This window comes from Sulfurimonas sp., assembly GCF_029027585.1.
Classification (GTDB): Bacteria; Campylobacterota; Campylobacteria; order Campylobacterales; family Sulfurimonadaceae; genus Sulfurimonas.
In genome coordinates this window covers 1,669,001-1,687,286 of the sequence record NZ_CP093397.1, presented here as the reverse complement: position 1 = coordinate 1,687,286, position 18,286 = coordinate 1,669,001, and the positions used below count along the sequence as shown (strand labels likewise).

Annotated in this window: 14 protein-coding genes and 1 pseudogene; 9 read left to right on the top strand and 6 right to left on the bottom strand. The window is 30.8% G+C overall.

Features of this window, described 5'->3' with window-relative positions; all coding sequences use genetic code 11:
* Positions 1-25 precede the first annotated feature (25 nt).
* Both MOV50_RS08825 and MOV50_RS08820 read right to left on the bottom strand, forming a co-directional pair.
* Positions 26-1,021: a MoxR family ATPase gene (locus MOV50_RS08825; RefSeq protein ID WP_321777542.1), complete on the bottom strand. Its 996-nt coding sequence runs from the start codon at positions 1,019-1,021 to the stop codon at positions 26-28.
* On the bottom strand, positions 1,021-2,187 hold the full coding sequence (locus MOV50_RS08820; protein WP_321777541.1) for a hypothetical protein: 1,167 nt from the start codon (positions 2,185-2,187) through the stop codon (positions 1,021-1,023). Before MOV50_RS08820 ends, MOV50_RS08825 begins: the two co-directional genes overlap by 1 nt.
* Before the next feature lie 72 nt (positions 2,188-2,259).
* Here MOV50_RS08820 and nhaA point away from each other — a divergent pair, with 72 nt between their 5' ends.
* Positions 2,260-3,594 carry a Na+/H+ antiporter NhaA gene (gene nhaA / locus MOV50_RS08815; protein WP_321777540.1) on the top strand — a complete coding sequence of 445 codons (1,335 nt, stop codon included), beginning with the start codon at positions 2,260-2,262 and terminating at the stop codon, positions 3,592-3,594.
* A gap of 41 nt (positions 3,595-3,635) precedes the next feature.
* Positions 3,636-5,996 carry an HD domain-containing phosphohydrolase gene (locus MOV50_RS08810; RefSeq protein WP_321777539.1) on the top strand — a complete coding sequence of 787 codons (2,361 nt, stop codon included), beginning with the start codon at positions 3,636-3,638 and terminating at the stop codon, positions 5,994-5,996.
* A gap of 1 nt (position 5,997) precedes the next feature.
* On the opposite strand, the gene MOV50_RS08805 is transcribed toward MOV50_RS08810, so the two are convergent.
* Together MOV50_RS08805 and MOV50_RS08800 are read right to left on the bottom strand one after the other, a co-directional pair.
* On the bottom strand, positions 5,998-6,879 hold the full coding sequence (locus MOV50_RS08805; protein ID WP_321777538.1) for a diguanylate cyclase: 882 nt from the start codon (positions 6,877-6,879) through the stop codon (positions 5,998-6,000).
* Positions 6,866-9,814 carry a hybrid sensor histidine kinase/response regulator gene (locus MOV50_RS08800; RefSeq protein ID WP_321777537.1) on the bottom strand — a complete coding sequence of 983 codons (2,949 nt, stop codon included), beginning with the start codon at positions 9,812-9,814 and terminating at the stop codon, positions 6,866-6,868. The genes MOV50_RS08805 and MOV50_RS08800 overlap by 14 nt, the downstream gene beginning before the upstream one ends.
* A gap of 87 nt (positions 9,815-9,901) precedes the next feature.
* On the opposite strand from MOV50_RS08800, the gene MOV50_RS08795 reads away from it, so the two are divergent.
* The 5 genes and pseudogenes from MOV50_RS08795 to MOV50_RS08780 all read left to right on the top strand — a co-directional run bounded on the left by MOV50_RS08795 (position 9,902) and on the right by MOV50_RS08780 (position 14,423).
* Entirely contained in the window at positions 9,902-10,498 is a 597-nt protein-coding gene (locus MOV50_RS08795; protein ID WP_321777536.1) for an ABC transporter substrate-binding protein, read from the top strand.
* A pseudogene (locus MOV50_RS13520) lies at positions 10,461-10,541 on the top strand (hypothetical protein); the annotation flags it as partial. The gene MOV50_RS08795 and the pseudogene MOV50_RS13520, both read left to right, overlap by 38 nt.
* A gap of 78 nt (positions 10,542-10,619) precedes the next feature.
* Entirely contained in the window at positions 10,620-12,656 is a 2,037-nt protein-coding gene (locus MOV50_RS08790; protein WP_321777535.1) for an ATP-binding protein, read from the top strand.
* Positions 12,646-13,761, top strand: a complete 1,116-nt coding sequence (locus MOV50_RS08785) for a hybrid sensor histidine kinase/response regulator (protein WP_321777534.1) — start codon at positions 12,646-12,648, stop codon at positions 13,759-13,761. The genes MOV50_RS08790 and MOV50_RS08785 overlap by 11 nt, the downstream gene beginning before the upstream one ends.
* The gene (locus MOV50_RS08780; RefSeq protein ID WP_321777533.1) at positions 13,749-14,423 is read left to right on the top strand and encodes a response regulator transcription factor; all 675 of its coding nucleotides are present in this window, start codon (positions 13,749-13,751) and stop codon (positions 14,421-14,423) included. Before MOV50_RS08785 ends, MOV50_RS08780 begins: the two co-directional genes overlap by 13 nt.
* Here the strand turns inward: MOV50_RS08780 and MOV50_RS08775 are convergent.
* Together MOV50_RS08775 and MOV50_RS08770 are read right to left on the bottom strand one after the other, a co-directional pair.
* Complete coding sequence (locus tag MOV50_RS08775; protein WP_321777532.1) at positions 14,386-15,384, bottom strand: dipeptide epimerase; 999 nt, start codon at positions 15,382-15,384, stop codon at positions 14,386-14,388. The two genes, MOV50_RS08780 and MOV50_RS08775, sit on opposite strands and share 38 nt — an antisense overlap.
* A complete protein-coding gene (locus tag MOV50_RS08770; protein ID WP_321777531.1) occupies positions 15,384-16,514 on the bottom strand; it encodes a DUF819 domain-containing protein in 1,131 nt (376 codons plus the stop codon). Before MOV50_RS08770 ends, MOV50_RS08775 begins: the two co-directional genes overlap by 1 nt.
* 64 nt (positions 16,515-16,578) lie before the next feature.
* Here MOV50_RS08770 and MOV50_RS08765 point away from each other — a divergent pair, with 64 nt between their 5' ends.
* Together MOV50_RS08765 and MOV50_RS08760 are read left to right on the top strand one after the other, a co-directional pair.
* On the top strand, positions 16,579-17,883 hold the full coding sequence (locus MOV50_RS08765) for a hypothetical protein (RefSeq protein WP_321777530.1): 1,305 nt from the start codon (positions 16,579-16,581) through the stop codon (positions 17,881-17,883).
* A 20-nt stretch (positions 17,884-17,903) separates the two neighbouring features.
* On the top strand, positions 17,904-18,284 hold the full coding sequence (locus MOV50_RS08760; RefSeq protein WP_321777529.1) for a hypothetical protein: 381 nt from the start codon (positions 17,904-17,906) through the stop codon (positions 18,282-18,284).
* Positions 18,285-18,286: the final 2 nt, after the last annotated feature.

The window sequence follows — 18,286 nt, the reverse complement described above, 5'->3', positions numbered from 1 at the left end:
TAAAAATACAATAAGTACCTTTTCTTTAAGCCAAAAGATAAGCAAACTGCTTAACCCACTCTTTAAAAACTTTAGAGTGTTCCATTTTAACACCGTTTCTTTGCAAGTCTTGAACACACATAACCGCAAATTCACTTTTTAGTTTTAATGTGTAGTTTAGTAGATTATCTAGTTTTTCATCGCTATTTTCTTTAAAAACTCCACTAACTAAGCCAACACTTAGAGCGTAAAGAACATCAACCTCATCAGAGTATTCACCCTCACCTGTGTTTAAAATATCCTCTATATTTGGAAGTCTAGTCATAACTTTTACAAACTGTAAAAAGCCAACTGCAACATCTTTACCAACTGCACCACTAATAGCATCTAGAAGTAACTCAGCATCTATACTACTTTTAAGTATGGCATCTACATATTCCCAACTTCTTGGAGTTGCAAAACTTTTAGTATCACTTTTAGCATCAAAAGTAAAAAGATGCTCATTTTTGTAAGCGATGTAAGCAATTATTTTTGCATCTATACCTTTTTCATACGCCCAATCTCTCCAATCACAAGCGTCAACTTCCATCTCAAAATGAACAAATCTATTTGCTAAAGGAGCAGGCATTCTATATGTTACTCCTCTATCACTTTCACGATTTCCTGCAGCAATTATTGCCCAACCTGAAGGAAGACAATATTCACCAACTTTTCTATCTAAGATAAGTTGATATGCAGATGCTTGAACACTTGGAGCTGCTGTATTTAACTCATCTAAAAATAAAATACCCCTTCCCTCTTTTGGTAAAAAAGCTGGTGGCGCCCAAAGTGCAGTATGTGAGTCTTTGTCATAAAATGGGATGCCTTTAAGGTCAGTTGGATCCATAAGAGCGAGTCTTAAGTCTATAAATTCCATACCCTTTGATTGTGCTATTTGCTTAATTATTGAAGATTTACCAACTCCTGGCGCTCCCCATAAAAAACTTGGAACTTTTTGCTCTATGAGAGCGGAAATTGAACTTATTAACTTTGAGGCTTTCATTAGACTAACCATCCTAAATTTTCACTTTGTATATGTTTTCCATATCCAGCATTTGTTTTTACACTTCTTTCATACCTAGCATCAAGTTGAAGCTGATACAAAATATCTATGGGAGTGTTTTCATTTTTAGCTAAAGAAGCATGATTTTTTTCATCTTGATATGCAACTTGCAATATCTCTTTTGGTGTTGAAGTATTTTCATAAATAACACTATTTATATTTTCATCACCCTCTTGAAGGAGTATATTTATTATCGATATATCAAGTTCATTATTTTGTGCAAGGGAAAAATCAACATCATTTTCTTTTAAATTTAAAAGTTCTTTTTGCATCTCTAAACTTAGGCTTTCATTTTGTGATATTGAGGTTTTATACTTTTTTAGAGTTTCAAAAAGTCCTTTATTTAACGAGATTGTTAAAGCCATATTATTTGCCAAAACCTCATCATTTAAAAACTCTTTTACCAAAGTAGCATCTAGGCTTTTGTTAAAAGAAAGTGCTTCAAAAATTCTCTCATCACCACTTTTAAAAAACAGCTTTTGCATCTCTAAATCGCTAAAAACATTCATAGCGATTGCGCATTTAAGTCTTGGGTGAAAACTAAGTGGTTGAAGATTTACAATGTGTTGAAGTAGAGTTTTATTTTTAGCCTGAGCCACTAAATGAATAAAACCTGTTGTAGCGTACTGTACATTATGATTTCTTTCTATATTTTCATAAAAACGAGATATAAAAGCGGCACTTACATCTCTATTGTCATCATTATCAAAAAAGTCTTCTTTGTTCCAGTTGTACATCTTTAAAAGTTTAAAAAAAATTTCATCTGTTACCATCGAATTTGTTAAAAAATCTTTTAACCTATCTTTATCGTGAGAGAGTTTTAAACTCATCAAAAGAGTATCTCCATCTATGGTTTGTGCAAGTTCTCTCTCAAGGGCATCTATATCCATAAACTCATGTTTACTTTGCTTATAAAGTTCCTCACTAGCATTTTGCTCATAAGGTGTCATCATCTTGCCATCTACTACAAGTACCACATTTTCATCGATTTCATCTGTTATGTTTATCTTGTGAAAATGCATCTGTGCTTTAAACTCATCATTACTAAAAGCACGACTCTTTCCAAATAGTAAAACAGTTTTATTTTTATACTTTTGTAAATTCATATGCGGATTATACTCATATTTATTTAGTTCTCTTTGTTTAGTTATAATTAGATATATTTTTCAAGGAAGACAATGAAACTTTACGCACCATGGGAAAAAGCTTTTAATAAAATCTCGACTCCATTTGAACACTTTTTACACGCTCAAACTACCACAGGTTTGGTTTTAATGTTTATGACCATTATTGCCCTACTTTTAGCAAACTCTCCTCTTTATGAAATATACTCTCACTTTTTTCACATGAAGATAGACTTTAATGTTGGAGAATGGAAACTATCTCACACTATTCATCATTGGATAAATGATGGCTTAATGGCTATCTTTTTCTTTATGGTTGGTTTAGAGATAAAACGCGAAATTTTAATCGGTGAACTTTCAAACATAAAAGTAGCAATGCTTCCTATCTTAGCTGCTATTGGTGGAATGGTACTTCCTGCTTTAATCTACACTAGCATAAACTATGGGACAGAAAGTGCTGCTGGTTGGGGAATTCCAATGGCAACAGATATCGCTTTTGCCATTAGTGCTTTAGTTCTTTTGGGTAAAAGGGTTTCTCCTGCATTAGTGACATTTTTAGTCGCTCTTGCTATCGTTGATGACCTTGGAGCAGTTTTAGTTATCGCTATTTTTTATACAGACCAAATTAACTTTTTACCACTTATGTTAGCAGGTGGTTCTTTTGGAGTTATGGTTCTTTTTAACCGTTTTGGTATTCATACTATTTTACCTTATTTTTTAATTGGCTTATTTATGTGGTTTTTTATGCTTGAATCTGGGGTTCATGCAACTATCGCTGGGGTTATCGCTGCTTTTGCTATTCCTTCAAAAGCAAAACGAACTGCTGTTGATTTTTCAAACAGTGCAAGAAATTTACTTGATGAGTATGATAACTACCCAGTTGCAACAGACAACACAATGCATGAAAACCAAAAAGCAATACTTACAAATATGAAAGAGCGTATCTTAGCTGTTGAAGCACCTGCCGCGAGATTAGAACACAGTTTGCATCTGCCTGTGAGTTTAGTGGTTATTCCTCTTTTTGCACTTGCAAATGCTGGAATTGCTATTGATTTTTCATCTATTGGTACTACTGTTTTAGAGCCTGTATCTTTAGGAATCATCGCAGGTCTTATTTTAGGAAAAGTTTTAGGCATCGCTGGAGTTGCTTGGATTGCTATAAAGCTAGGTATTGCAAAACTGCCAGAAAGCTCAACAATGAGTCAGATTTTTGGTGTTGCTTTTTTAGGTGGGATTGGTTTTACTATGAGTATATTTGTTGCAGATTTAGCATTTTTAGGTCAAAATAATCTTATCTTTCAAGCAAAAGTCGGCATTTTAGCTGCTTCACTTTTTGCAGGACTTTTTGGTTTCTTTTGGCTAAGGTTTATTGCAAAAAGACCAGAGTAAAAAAAAGGATATCTTAATTTTAAAAGTGATAAACTTTAGTTATGCTAAAAATTAACCAAAAATTAATCTCGATTCTTACAGTTAGTTTATTTATAATCCTTATCACTTTTTTTATCATTTATGAAATCTTATCATCCTCTAAAAACACAAAACTTCTCTCCGAGCAACAAGTAGTTCAAGAGGCTAAAGCTCATTTTCAAGGCATGATCGATACTCGCTTTTGGTATGCTCAGTATGGCGGTGTTTATGTGAAAGCAAAAGATGGACTAAAGCCAAATTTTTATTTAAAAAACAACACTCTTCTTACAGATAAAAATGAAACACTTATAAAAATAAACCCTGCTTGGATGACAAGACAAATATCAGAAATTTCAAATAAAAGAGGTACTTACCATTACAAAACCACAAGCCTAAAACCTATAAACTCTTCAAACAAAGCAGACAAATTTGAAATACAAGCCTTAAAGTATTTTGAACTTCATAAAGATGAAAAATATTTCTACAACTTTAATGATAAAGAAAATAGTTTTGATTTTATGGGTGCCTTAGTAACAACAAAAACCTGTCTAAAATGTCATGAACACCAAGGTTATAAAGTTGGAGATATTAGAGGTGGCATTAGAGTTTCTATCCCCACTAAACTTCATACTAAACAGATGCTTATTTTAGAAGAAAAAACTTCTAACTCCATAGTATCTGTTTTGTTAGTATCTCTTGTGCTTACTTCTATTTTAATTTGGATTATAACTCTCTTTTACAGACGCCAATATGAGATAGAAAATGCAAAAGATATACTTGAAAAAACAGTTTCTCAAAGAACCCATGACTTAGAAGTTGTTATTTCACATGAGAAGCATCTAAAAGATGTTCTACAAGTCATCACAGAGGTAAATGAACTTCTCATAACTTCTTATTCGACTAAAACTATTTTAACAGATGCAACAACAAAACTTCACGAAAACAAAGTTTACTCTCTTGTAGTTTCTGGACTTATACGAAACGATATTTTGGACATAGTATCTCAATCATCAGAAAAAAAAGCTCTTATCCCCCAAAATATTATTTCCCTTAAAGAATTCGAAAAAGAGAACTATTTTATAAACGCCATCGTAAAAGCCACAAAACTCAAGCATCCTATTATAGAAAAAATTGAACAATGTTTACTTAGTGAAAATTTACATAGAAGAGAAGAAGATACTAACCTTAGATGGATGATAGTTTTACCTCTTCTTCATGGTTTTGAAAATGATATTTTTGGAGTGATAACCGTTTTTTCTTCAAAAGAAACAGGTTTTGAGATAGAAGAAATAAAAATCTTAGAAAATATGGCACATGATATTTCCATAGCACTTTACTCTCATAAACAAAGAGATTCTATACTCGCTATGGAGAAAGAAAAAACAGCTAACTATGAAGAAACTATACTTGCCTTTGTAAACATCATAGAACAACGCGATACTTACACAGCAGGACATACAATCAGAGTTGCTGAATACTGTGCGCTTATAGCCATAGAGTTAGGTTTAAATGAAAAAGAAATACATAGACTTGAAAAAGCTGCTATCTTACATGATATAGGTAAAGTTGCTACACCTGATACCATACTTTTAAAACCAGGTAAACTCTCTCAACTAGAGTATGAACTTATTAAACAACACTCAGAAGTTGGTGCGGATATGCTTGAAAAAATTAGCATCTATAAAGATTTGGCAACTATCATTCGCTTTCATCATTCAAGATATGATGGAAAAGGTTATCCTAGAACCTCATCACCTGAAGATATACCGATGCTCTCTCATATTATGATAGTCGCTGATGCCTTTGACGCTATGACAACAAACAGGATATATAGACCTAGAAAAAGCATAGAAGAAGCCATAGATGAACTTAAACATGCAAGTGGCACACAGTTTCACCCTTTTGTAGTAGATGCAGCTATAACTGCTTTAAAAGATGTAAATATTGACACAACTTCACAGATGCCAACCTCAGAATTAGAACAAAGAAGAATGTCATACTTTTTTCATGATGCTCTAACAGGACTTTATAATGAAGATTATTTACTTACTCTTTTAAATACAAATGAACATAAATATAAATGCTTAAATATTATAGACTTAAAAAAATTCACACTCTTTAATCAAGAAAATGGCTGGGAAAATGGCAATAAGTTTTTACAAGATTTTGCCGAACTTTTAACTACACTTTTTAAAACAGATATGATTATTCGTTATCATGGAGATGATTTTATAGTTCTAACTTCTAGTGCTAAATGTATAGATGCCCAAATAATTTTAGAACAAGACCTTATAAAAAACTCTAACATTGGAGTAAGTGTAAGTAACTACAAAATAGACAAATACTTTAACTTTGAAATGTTTACAAAGCTAGAAAACAAGTGATTTATCTAAAAACCACCTTATTGCGACCACAATCTTTAGCTTTATAAAGAGCAATATCTGCCTCTTTTAAAAGTTCATCTAAATTTTTAGTGTTTGCATCCGCTTGTGCGATGCCATTGCTTATGGTAAATTTTACACTTTTTTTAGAGTCACTAATAATTTCTAGTTTTTCTATACTTCTTCTTACACTCTCAATATTATTGACTAACTCATCTTTATAATTCTCACGGCAAAGTAGAGCAAACTCTTCTCCACCAATTCTACCAAATATACAATCTTTTAAAATATTTTCAGCAATCGTTGAAGTTATAAGTTTTATGACTTTATCGCCTAGAGGATGCCCATAGCTATCATTTATACTTTTAAAGTGGTCTATATCTATCATTACTGCAAACAAACCCTCTTTTGAATCTTCAAATTTTTTATTTGCTTCATAGAAGAACTTTCTTCTGTTATAGATGCCTGTCATCTCATCATGTGAAGCTATAAATTCAAGATGTTCTAAAAGTTCTTTTAGTTTTAGCTGTGTTTTTACTCGCGCTAAAAGTTCTCGCGGTTTAAACGGTTTTACAACATAGTCTATACCACCAACCTCGTAAGCTCTTTCTATGGAATCTTCATCTGTTTTTGCTGTTATAAATACAATAGGTATATCTTTTGTATCATCTTTTGATTTTAAAATTTCGCATACTTCAAAGCCATCCATCTCTGGCATCATAAGATCTAGCAAAATCAAGTCTGGACATTCTCCAGTAGCTATCTCTATGGCACTTTTTCCATCTATTGCAACTGCGACATCATAATCACTTAACAAATCTAGTAAGATGTCTATGTTTATTTTCGTATCATCGACTATAAGAATTGTTCTTTTACTCTTTTGCATCTATGTAATCTCCTAAAATATCTATACTCTCGTTAAATTTATAAGAATTTATCAATATAGTTACTCTTTTAAATATCTTTTCATCATTAGCATTTAAACTATACTTTTGTAACTCTTGGACTATTACCTTGCACCGCAAAGGTCGTTTTATTTTTGAACACTCTATAAGCTGTTTAAACATTTTTAAAACATTTTCTTCACTAATGCTCTTAAGTTCTTCATCATTTTTCAGTTTTTCTTCTTTAATCAAACTCAACTCATCTATAACCTTACTCAACTCAAAGTATAAAGGTACGAGAGTTTCACTTTCTTGATTTAACTCTTTTTCAAGTTCTTTATGCAAGTCTATTGCTCCGATGCTTCTACTTAAACCTTTAAGTGTATGCATAACTATTTCAAACTCTTTTATTTGTAGTTTTTCTAAGTTAAGTTCTCTATATTCATTATAAAAACTTTTTAATATTTTTGTGTATAAAACTTTATTGCCACCTACTTGTTTTAATCCTAAGTTTACATCTATCTTATTAAAATTTATTAACTCTAAGTTAGAATTATACTCAATAATTTTTAAAGATTTAGAGTTATTTTTAGGGATATATCTTAATAAAACCTCATAAAGTTTTTTTATATCAATAGGTTTTCTCAAATATCCATTTATTTGCGCTTGTTTTATAGTGTGTGCATCATTTTTTAAAGAGTCTGCACTCAGTGCAATTATAGGTATAGTTTCATTTTTTTCTCGTATGAGTTTTGTTGCCTCAAACCCATCAAGATTTGGCATCTTCAAGTCCATAAGTATAAGTTCATAGTTATTTTTTCTAAACTTAAAAACTGCTTCATTCCCATCATTTGCTATATCAACAGAGATGCCACTATGTTCTAAAATACCAATTAAAATCTCTTGATTTATGAGATTATCTTCTGCTAAAAGTATGGTTGAAGTATTGAAAATTTGTATATCTTGGATATCATAAACCTCTTTTTTTACTTTTTTAATTGCCTCTTTAGCTCTAAGAAGTTTAAGAGAAAAGCTAAAGGTAGAACCCACATCACTCTGAGAATCGACACTAATTTTTCCATCCATTAGTTCTACAAGTTCTTTTGATATGGATAAACCAAGACCTGTTCCACCATACTTTCTTGTAGTACTAGAATCAGCTTGAGAAAAAGACTTAAAAAGTTTTTTAAGTTCTTCTTTTTTTATGCCTATCCCACTATCACTTATGCTAAATCTATAATTGTCGCCTTCATTTCTTACATATATTTTTACATATCCAGCATCTGTAAATTTGATAGCGTTATTTATCAAGTTTATAAGAACTTGAGATATCCTAAGGCTATCTCCATTTACATATCGTAGTATTGATTTATCAAAATCTATCTCAAAACAAAGAGCCTTCTCTTTTGCCTTGTATTCTGTTATATTTTTCACATCATTAAGAAGCTCATATAAATCAAAATCTACCTTATCAATACAAAGTTTTTTTGATTCTAACTTTGAAAAATCTAAAATATCATTTATGATATTTAACAAAGAACTTGCAGATTTATCTATAGTTGTTAAATAATGAAGCTGCTTATCATTTAATGTCGTTTTTAATGCTAAGTTTGACATACCTATAATTCCATGAATAGGTGTTCTTATCTCATGTGACATATTTGCCAAAAAAGTTGACTTTTCTATGCTAGATTCTTCTGCCTTTATTTTTGCTGCTTGAAGTTCTTGTGTTCTTCCATATATCTTATCTTCGAGTTGTTCATTTACTTCTTGTGTTATTTGAAGTTGTGTATCTTGGGATATTTTCACCCTATATGCAAGAGCAATAGAAAACAGAACCATCTCTATAAATGAGCCTAAAATAATACCATGACGATTAAGGGCATTGTACTCTATATAACCTTGAGAGAGAAGTGAAAGAAGGATAGTAAAAAATAAAAAAGAGATTTGTGCAACTATAAAAAAGATTGCAGCTTTATTTCCAGCATTGTAACTTTTAAAACCCATAAATATCAAAAAAGGAAATGCTGGAGTAGATATGTTTGACATCATTGCATATGCTTCATCTAAGAAAAACAAGGATAAAGGTGCCAATGCAAAATAAGTCCAAGCTAAGAGTACAACAAACTTATCTATAACAGGAAACAATTTTTTTGTTTCTAAAATCTCTCTTGTGAAAAGCACCAAAAAACCAAGCAACATTGGAGTATAAAAACTTTGAGCATAAAAAACATCTGTTGAACTGTAGCTGTCAAATGGAAAAGCTTCACTCAAACGCATTTGCCAAAACAAAAAAGGAGTTACATATAAAACATAGTAAAGGTAAGGTTTTTCTCGTGTAAAGATAAAGATAGCAGTATTGTAAAAAATCAAAACTATTAAAGCCCCAAAAAAAGTAAAATAAAGTCTATCTTTAGTGAAATTGTACTCATTGAGTCCTTGAGCATCAAAAACATTAAAAGCGCCATAAACAGCGTAAAGGGAAGTCACTCTCAAATACACAGTCTTTATCTCAAAAGGCTTTAAATCAACTTCAAATTTCGCCTTTGAATGCTTGTTTATTTTTTTTGTATAACTAGCAACTCCTTGTTTTGACTCTGTATATATTCCATTACTAGAGAGTATATAAGCATCTACTTCATGTAAAAAGTTTTCTGTTTGTTGAACATAGTATGTTAAATTTGAAGAAGTGGCATTGTATATTTTAAACTTAAACCAAAAAGCTGATTTTAAGTAGCCATATGTAAAACTATTTTTTGTGCTTTTAAATTTTTTTACCTTTTGTATATCTAAAAAACTCATAGATGCCGAACTGTCTTCATAACTCTCAAGGTTAAATTCAGTAAAAGAATCACCACTATTTTTGATAACTAACTCCGCATCTGCGGATAAAAGGGTGATAAAAGCTAAGCATATAAATACGACTCGTTTAATCATAATATCATTATACACAAAAGATGTCTTAAATATATCTTACTTTTATTTAAAGACTTTTTTAAGACTTTACTCTGATATAATGGATTTATGAAAAAACTTCTTTTACTTTTACTCCCTTTTGTTTTGTTTGCATCTACGCAAAAAGTTTCTATTCAGCTTGAGTGGAAACATCAATTTGAGTTTGCTGGTATATATGCTGCTATTGAGCAAGGTTATTATGAAGATATCGGTTTAGAAGTTGAGGTAAAAGAGTTTAAAGATGGTATAAATATAAGTGATGATGTTGTCAATGGCAAATCAACCTTTGGATTTTCCTCTTCTTCACTAATTTTTAGTAAACTTCAAAACAAACCTATCGTTCTTTTAGCTTCTTACTTTAAACAAAATGCTCTAGCCTTAGTTGTAAGAGACGATATAAAAAGTGTAAAAGACTTAAAAAATAAAAAAATAATGGCTATGAAGTATGAAATAGAGCAAACAAGCATAGGGATTATGCTTCAGGATAATGGCTTAAAAAAAGGAGATTACACCTTAGTAAAACATGATTTTAGTATTGATAAGTTTATAAATGGTGAAGTAGATGCTATGAGTATTTTTATAACAAATCAGCCATTTTTACTAAAAAAAACAAAACATCCCTTACAATATTTTAAATCCATCGGAATATGGTTTTTATACTTATGATGGCGAGCTATTTACAAGTGAAGATTTTGCAAAAAAAAATAAAAAACTTACTCAACAATTCACAGATGCTACTAATAAAGGCTGGCAATATGCTTTTTTAAATAAAGCAGAGATAGTTGATGTGATTTATAAAAAATACTCAAAAAGAAAATCTATAGATGCTCTAATGTTTGAAGCAAATGAAGTAGAAAAACTCTTTAAAACAAATATTTTTACAATAGGTGCTATTGTTCCTGAACTTCTTGAATTAAATGCAAAAGTATTTGAAAAACTTGGACTTCTTAAAGATGATATCGATATACGAGAGATGCTAAAATCTTTTTTATTTACAACACTAAATGAAAAAGAAAAAGATTTTAAACTTACAGAAGAAGAAAAAAACTACCTTAAGAAAAAAAAGAAAATCATCTTATGTATTGACCCTCATTGGATGCCTTTTGAAAGTTTTAAAAATGGTAAGCATATTGGTTTAACGGCTGATTATTTTAAAGTATTTGAAAAAACAACAGATATAAACTTTATTGTAAAGAAAACTTCTTCTTGGAGTGAGTCCATCGCTCTGATGAAAGAAAAAAAGTGCGATATATTATCTTTAGTTATGCAAACTCCTTTGGGAAAAAGGTATATGAGCGTAACCTCCCCATATATAGAACTTCCTCTAGTAATAGCTACTAAACCTCATGTAAATTTCATATCAGATATTTCAACTTTAGAGGGGAAAAAACTTGGAATTACGAAAGACTACTCTTATGAAGAAATCTTAAGAACTAAATATCCAAAGCTTGAAATAATTGATGTTAAAAATGTAGAAGATGGACTAAAACAAGTAAGTGAAGGAAAACTCTTTGCTTATTTTGACTCTAGTGCAAGTATAGCTTATATGTTTCAAAAAAAGTTCAATGGTGAGCTAAAAATCAGCGGAAAACTAGATACAAAATGGGAACATGGTATAGGCGTTCGAAACGATGAAACACTACTTTTGAGTATCATGGAAAAAACTGTCCGAAGTCTAGATGCAAACAAAAAAAAAGAACTTCTAAACAAATGGGTAGCTATAAAGTATGATAAAGAGATAAACTACTCTCTCATTTTTCAAATGCTTTTTTTCTCTTTTCTTATCATACTAGCAGTACTTTTTTGGGTTAGAAAATTATCTATTTTAAATAAAAACCTTGTCTTTGCAAAAAATAAAGCAGAAGAAGCTAAAAAGACAAAAGCTACTTTTTTAGCAAATATGTCGCATGAAATAAAAACACCTATGAGCTCTATCTTGGGAATGAGTTATCTCATAAAAGAAACAAAACTAAATAAGATTCAATATGACTACATTCAAAAAATCGAAACTTCATCAAACAATCTACTTCAACTTATAAATGACATCTTAGATTTTTCTAAACTTGAAGCAAAAAAACTAAAGATAAAAAAAGTAGATTTTAACCTTATAGATGTTTTAAACAATGTTGAAAACACTGTCTTAGTAAATACTTATGAAAAAGGTTTAGAGTTTAAAACACACTATGATAAAACAGCTTCTACTAAGTTGTATGGTGATAGTTTACGCTTAACTCAAATACTCATAAATCTTACTTCAAATGCTGTAAAGTTCACACAAGAAGGCAAAGTTGAACTTTTCATTAAACAACTAAACAACAAAAGATTTAGATTTGAAGTTAAAGATACAGGCATCGGTCTAAGTGATAAGCAGATACAAAATATCTTTTCATCTTTTACCCAAGCAGATAGTAGCACTACAAGAAAGTACGGTGGAACAGGTCTAGGACTTACCATAACAAAAGAGCTTGTTGAACTTATGAATGGTGAGATTTGGGTTAAGTCTTTTATGGAAAAAGGAAGTAGCTTTATTTTTGAGATTGATTTAAAAATTAGTAAAAATACCAAAAATAATACTTCAAAAAACGAGCAAAAAAATTATGAAAAACAAAATAAGATAATACTAAATGAACTAATGGCAGATGAGTTGTTTTTAAAACTAAAAAAAGCAACCGCAAAAAGAAGACCTCAACTCTGTACTCCAATATTAGAAGAATTCAACAACTACGCACTCAGCCAAAAAACACAAAAGTTGTTTAATGAAGTAAATGAGTTAATCATAAAATATAAATTTGATGAAGCAAAGGAAAAACTAAATGAGAGATAAACAAAGTATCTTAATAGTAGATGATGCAAAAGAAAATGTAGATGTATTAGTTCAACTTTTAAAAGAGTACGATTTGATAACCACTCTTAATGGAAAAACAGCTTTAAATATTTTGCAAGAAGAAGATATAGACTTAATTTTGCTTGATATCATGATGCCAGAGATGGACGGTTTTGAAGTATGTTCTATAATAAAAAAAGATAAAAAAAATTCTCATATTCCTATTATTTTTTTAAGCGCGTTAAACAAAGATGAAGATATTCAAAAAGGTTTTGAGTTAGGCGCAGTTGATTATGTAACTAAACCTTTTAATCCAAGTGAACTTTTATCTCGCGCACATACGCATCTAAAGATTAGATGCTATGAGAAAGACTTAGAAAAAAAAGTAACACAAGAGATAAGTAAAAATGCTCTAAAACAACAGATAATTCATCAACAGTCAAAACAAGCTGCTCTTGGTGAACTTCTAATGCACATAGCCCACCAATGGAAACAACCACTTGCTGCTCTTGGCTCCATAAACCTTCTTCATCAAACAAAACTAGAAAAAGAGATAGAGATAAGCAAAGAAGAACTTTTAAAAAACACTAAAAAATCAGCCGACTTAATCAGCTTTATGTCTGAAACAGTAGATACTTTTAAAGACTTTTACACTCCTAGTTTTGAAGATAAATCTTTTTCCCTTACAAATGCGGTAAATGAAGTTATAGCCATCTCAGATGCGACTTTTGAGTATGACAATATAAAAGTAACTCTTCACTCATATGAGACTGAAGAAACTTTTGCAAATGAAAATGAATTTACGCAAGTTATATTTTCTATCTTTAACAATGCAAAAAATATATTTAAACTACGAAATATACAAAATCCAACCATAATTATAGAGATAGAAAATAAAAAACTCACTATTAGTGATAACGGAGAGGGAATCGATGTTAGAATCATAAACGATATATTTCAACCCTTTGTCAGCACAACCAATGGTACTGGAGTTGGTTTATACATAGCAAAAGAGATTATAGATAAAAATGGTGGTGTCATATCTGTTAAAAATTCAGATATTGGCTGTGTTTTTACAATAGAGTTTTTGACATGGTTAGATTAAAAAAACTAAATATCCTTTTTTTAGAGGATAATGAAGAGTTTGCTAAAAATACCACTTCTGTTCTAAACATATACTTTAAAAAAGTTTTTCATTCAAACAATATTATAGATGCCATGACTCTTTTTGATACCTATAAAATAGATGTAATCATCTCAGACATAAAAGTAAAAGGTGGTAATGGGTTAAACTTTATAAAAGAAGTTAGAGAGAAAAATGAAGATGTTCCCATCGTAATCTTAAGTGCTCACAAAGATGAAAACTTTTTATTTAAAGCCATAGGGTTAAACCTTCTCTCTTATGAACTAAAACCCTTAAGATACGAGCAATTATTATCAGTTTTAGAAAAAATATCCAAAAAACTAAACTCCGAAAAATTGATACAAATAGCACCACAACTTTCATACTCTTACAAGACAAAGTTACTTTATGAAAATGACAAAGAGATAAAACTAGCAAAAAGAGAGTTTTTACTTATTGAACTTCTTATAAAAAACAAAAACACATCAGTATCAATTGAGCTAATCCAAAAAGATGTCTGGCAAGAAAAGCCGATGAGTGAAGCCGCTATAAAAAATCTTATATTAAGACTACGAAAAAAAGTTTCGACTAAGTTTATCGTTACTGTTACAAATATGGGGTATAAATTATCACATTCTTATTAAACTCAAACTCTAGTTCATTAGATTCATATTTGTAAAGCAAGGGTGAGTCTAGGTCTAAATACTTTATGATGTCACTGTACTCTAAGGCTAGATGCAAGGCAGCATTTATAGAGATGGGACCTTCAAGCATTGAGCCTAACATGCACTTTACATCTTTACTTCGTGCATAGTCTAAAATCTCTCTTGCTTTTGTAACTCCACCACATTTCATAAGTTTTATATTTATCATATCAGCACTTTTTGACTCTATAACTTTTTTTGCATCTATGAGTGTAAAAACAGATTCATCTGCTAATATTGGAATACTTGAATAAGCTGTAATTGTTTTTAGGTCTTTTAACTGTGTGCTTTTTACTGGCTGTTCTATTAACTCGATGTCAATATCTTTCATAGCATCTATATACTCTAAACTCTGTTCTAAACTCCAAGCTTGATTGGCATCTATAATGAGTTTAGCATCTAAGGTTGAGAGTTTTTTTGTAACTTTTATGGCGTGTTTTATGTCACGACCTAGTTTTATCTTTAAAATATCCATGCCATTTTTCACAGCTTCTTTAGCATCTAAGAACATCTCTTGTGCTTCTTTTAAACTAATGGTTATATCTGTTGTGAGTTTTATTTTAGTTGTTATTTTGTTTTTTTCTAACAAAGATACAAAAGCCATATCAAGAGATGCTTTAGCACTACTGCCGATGCTAGATTTATGCAAAGCATCTAGAGCTTCAGATGGACTCAAAGAGATAAGACTCATTTTAATAGACTCAATAGAAGATAAAATAGACTCTATATCTTCCCCTGTCACAGCTTTAGTCGCAGGTGCTTCTCCAAGTCCTATGTTTTCATTATCACAGCCAACACTAACTCTAACAAACTCTATAATATCTACTCGTCTAAGAGCGGTTATGAAAGGTGTTTTTAACTCTATTTGTTTTACTTGTGTGCTTATTGAGGTTATTTTCATTATTTTGCCATAAAAATTAAAATATTTCCAACAGCTAAACCACCAAAAGTACCAATAAGATAGCCCATTATCGCCATCAAAACTCCAACACTTACAAGCGATTTATTGTAAGTTGCAGCAAGGATTGGTGCAGCTGCCACACCTCCTATATTTGCCAAAGATGCAACCGCTATGCTAAAGAGGTCAAGTTTAAATATTTTTGCTCCTATAACCATGATAGTAGCATGAATAACTAGGATAATAAAACCAGCTAAAACATAAAAACTTACATCACTAAAACTATCAAAAACAGCTTTTGAACCTATGAGAGCGATGAGGAGATAAAGCATACTGTTTGCTATCTCACTTGAACCATTAACAGTTTTTAGTTTTGTAAAAGAGCCTAAAATTCCTAAAATAGAAGCAACTAAAACTATGGTTGTTGTTTGATTTAGTAGCTCAATATTATGTGCTATGATTTGAGAAAATGCAGATGCACCAAGAGCCAAAAGTATCAAAAGCCAATACTTCTTAGCCCCCATGTCACAAGCACAAGCCACTCCACTAAACTTATCCATGACTTCATCACTCTTTGTGAACTTGTTAAAGTAAGAGGCAAAAGGAACCAAAAACAGTAAAAGCATAACCCATAAAGTATAGTTCACACTATCAACTACAAGGGCGTAACCAAAAGCCTCTTCCCCTACTCCAAGGGCTGAGCCTATGGCTATCATATTTGCTGTTCCACCCATCCAACTCCCAGCTAGTGCTCCAAAAGCAGCAGAACTTTGAGTGTCAAAGTTAAACACAAAAGCCACAAATACAAAACCAAAAGCGATAGATAAAACTGCTAAAACATAAGAAATGAGAAGTGATTTTCCAAGTTTAAAAAAATGAGTGAAATCTACTTGAAGTAACATTAAGAAGAGCATCGCTGGAAGAAGATTTATTTTTGCTAACTTATAGATGCTATCTATTTCTTCATTTTTATCAAAAACACCAATAGATGCAAAGAGCATAGAAAAAGCATAAATAAATACAACAACAGGAATAAATTTAAAAATTTTCAAAGAAGTTTTTTTCTCTAAAAGGTTAAAAAAAGCGGCTAGAAATGCCAGAGAATATATATAAACTAAAGAAGATGTAATCAAGTTTTACCCTACATTTTTTTTAATATTGTAGCATATAAGTTACAAATGCAAAAAAGGATTACAAATGCAAAAAATTATTTTAACGCTTTCATCATTAATATTACTTACTTCATCACTTTTTTCCTCTTCCCTAATTGTTTACAATGGCGGTATTGGGCTTGTTCATGAACAAAGAGATCTAAACCTAAAAAAAGGCGATAAACAAATTATCTATAAAGATGTAGCTAGAACTATAAACACTGACTCTGTAAATATAACTCTACCAACTTCAGTGAAACTTTATTCTCAACAATATCGTTTTGATAAGCTAACATTATATAAACTTCTAGATGCGCATATTGGGAAAAAGGTAAAAGTTGGCATAAAAAATGTAACTTTACTTTCTCACAATGATTTAAATAGCCTAGTGAAAACTTCTAATAATCAAATCATTTCTGTTTTAAGCAAAGATATTATCTTTAAAACTATCCCTACTTCACTCATCACAAAACCATCTTTAGTTTGGAACATAAAAGCCACTAAAAGTTTAAAAGCAAAGATGGACATAAACTATCTTATAAGAAACATCTCATGGAACTCTAACTACATAATTAATCTTCATGGAGATAAAGCAGATTTAAGCGGATGGATAAGCATAGACAATCGTTCAGGAAAAGCATACAAAGACACACAACTTCATGTTTTAGCAGGAGATATCAACAGAGCATATAGAGTACGCACAACAACAAGATACCAAAAAGCTATGAGCATGATGCAAGACTCCCCTAAAGTAAGTCATAAAGCTTTTGAAGGTTATCACCTTTACTCTGTGCCTTTTAAAGTAAGTCTAGCTAACAATGAAAAAACTCAAATTAAGTTTATCACTAAAAACTCTATCCCAATCAAAAGAAGATATACAACGACACTCTCAAATCCACTCTATCTAAACTCTGAAATAAAACATAGTGTCACTCAATATATAGAGATGGAAGAACTCTCAGTCGCTCTGCCACAAGGTGTTGTAAGAACTTACTCAAAACTAAATGAACAAACTATTTTACTTGGGGAAAGCAACCTTGCGCATACTCCAAAAGACACAATCATCAAGCTTGTTCTTGGTAAAAATTTCGATATAAAAGTCAAAGAGAGTGTAGAAAATTACTCTGATAATGATAAATATCTAGATGCCACTATATCTTACACTATAAAAAATTCTTCAAATAAGAAAAAAACTATTGAATTACTAATTCCTTTTAACAAAAGCTCAACAAGTTCCATAGAAACAGCTAAAACATTTAGCTTTAAAAATGGAAATCAACTCTCTTTTAAAGTTAAAGTACAAGCTCAAAAATCAGAAAAATTTACTGTAAGATTTAGAAGTAAAAGGTAGTATGTGCTAAAATAGGAATTATGAGTTTACATACTATAAAGAAGCAACAGTTACTATTTGAACCATTTAGTGATGATGCTTTAAAACTAGCCCGTGCAATCTATAATACATATATAGAAGATGACAAAGAGTTATTTATGGAGATAAAAATAAAGACTGTTTTACACCTTTTAAACTTGCATACTGGGGTTCAAGCAACAAAATATATACGATTTTTACTAGAAGAGTTAAATGAACCTTTGTGTGTAAGAAATTTTAAATATTTTGCAAATACTTATAAGATGCGTTTTGTAGTTTTTTGTAGCTACTCCATTAAAGATGAAACAATAGAAATAGAATTGAGCGAAGAGTTTTTGCATGTAGAAGATGAGTATATGCTAGACCCGTTTTTAAAAGGATAATA

Bases quoted from the DNA above. Each gene is read 5' to 3' on its own strand.
- MOV50_RS08825 (WP_321777542.1), bottom strand. From the start codon at position 1,021: ATGAAAGCCTCAAAGTTAATAAGTTCAATTTCCGCTCTCATAGAGCAA.
- MOV50_RS08820 (WP_321777541.1), bottom strand. From the start codon at position 2,187: ATGAATTTACAAAAGTATAAAAATAAAACTGTTTTACTATTTGGAAAG.
- nhaA (WP_321777540.1), top strand. From the start codon at position 2,260: ATGAAACTTTACGCACCATGGGAAAAAGCTTTTAATAAAATCTCGACT.
- MOV50_RS08810 (WP_321777539.1), top strand. From the start codon at position 3,636: ATGCTAAAAATTAACCAAAAATTAATCTCGATTCTTACAGTTAGTTTA.
- MOV50_RS08805 (WP_321777538.1), bottom strand. From the start codon at position 6,879: ATGCAAAAGAGTAAAAGAACAATTCTTATAGTCGATGATACGAAAATA.
- MOV50_RS08800 (WP_321777537.1), bottom strand. From the start codon at position 9,814: ATGATTAAACGAGTCGTATTTATATGCTTAGCTTTTATCACCCTTTTA.
- MOV50_RS08795 (WP_321777536.1), top strand. From the start codon at position 9,902: ATGAAAAAACTTCTTTTACTTTTACTCCCTTTTGTTTTGTTTGCATCT.
- MOV50_RS08785 (WP_321777534.1), top strand. From the start codon at position 12,646: ATGAGAGATAAACAAAGTATCTTAATAGTAGATGATGCAAAAGAAAAT.
- MOV50_RS08780 (WP_321777533.1), top strand. From the start codon at position 13,749: ATGGTTAGATTAAAAAAACTAAATATCCTTTTTTTAGAGGATAATGAA.
- MOV50_RS08775 (WP_321777532.1), bottom strand. From the start codon at position 15,384: ATGAAAATAACCTCAATAAGCACACAAGTAAAACAAATAGAGTTAAAA.
- MOV50_RS08765 (WP_321777530.1), top strand. From the start codon at position 16,579: ATGCAAAAAATTATTTTAACGCTTTCATCATTAATATTACTTACTTCA.
- MOV50_RS08760 (WP_321777529.1), top strand. From the start codon at position 17,904: ATGAGTTTACATACTATAAAGAAGCAACAGTTACTATTTGAACCATTT.